The following is a 559-nucleotide window of genomic DNA, read 5'->3' on the forward strand; positions in this document are numbered from 1 at the left end:
CGAGGCCCTGAGCCCCGCTCTTGTCGGCGCCCTGAACTCGGCCCAGATCGGTGCCCTGTCGACTGCTGATATTGCCGGCTTCTCGACCGCCGACATCGCGGCGATCAGCACGGCCGCTCTTGCCGGCCTGTCGACGGCCAACGTCGCGGCGCTCTCCTCGGATCAGGCAGCCGCCCTGACCACGGGCCAGGTTGCCGCCCTGAAGACCGGCCAGATCAATGCGCTCACCTCGACCCAGGTCGGTGCGCTGAGCGCTTCGCAGGTCGGCACGCTCAACGCAACTCAGGTTGCCGCTCTGACCACGGCCAACGTCGCAGGCCTGTCGACCACCCAGGTCGCGGCACTGAGCGCCAAGTCGGTTACCGGCCTCTCCACCGCTCAGGTCGGTGCGCTTGGTTCGGCCAATGTCGCCGCCCTCACCACGGCTCAGGTCGGCGCGCTGAACGCCACACAGGTCGGTGCCTTGACGAGCACCGAGATCGCCGGTCTGTCGACCGCCGATATCGCCGCCATCAACACTGCCGCCCTCGCGGGCCTGTCGACGGCCAATGTCGCGGCA

The 559-nt window shown here is 68.9% G+C and carries 1 pseudogene; it reads left to right on the top strand.

Annotated features, from left to right (window positions below):
- A pseudogene (locus RHSP_RS08540) lies at positions 1-559 on the top strand (beta strand repeat-containing protein); the annotation flags it as partial.

Source organism: Rhizobium freirei PRF 81, from assembly GCF_000359745.1.
In the GTDB taxonomy this organism is placed as follows: domain Bacteria; phylum Pseudomonadota; class Alphaproteobacteria; order Rhizobiales; family Rhizobiaceae; genus Rhizobium; species Rhizobium freirei.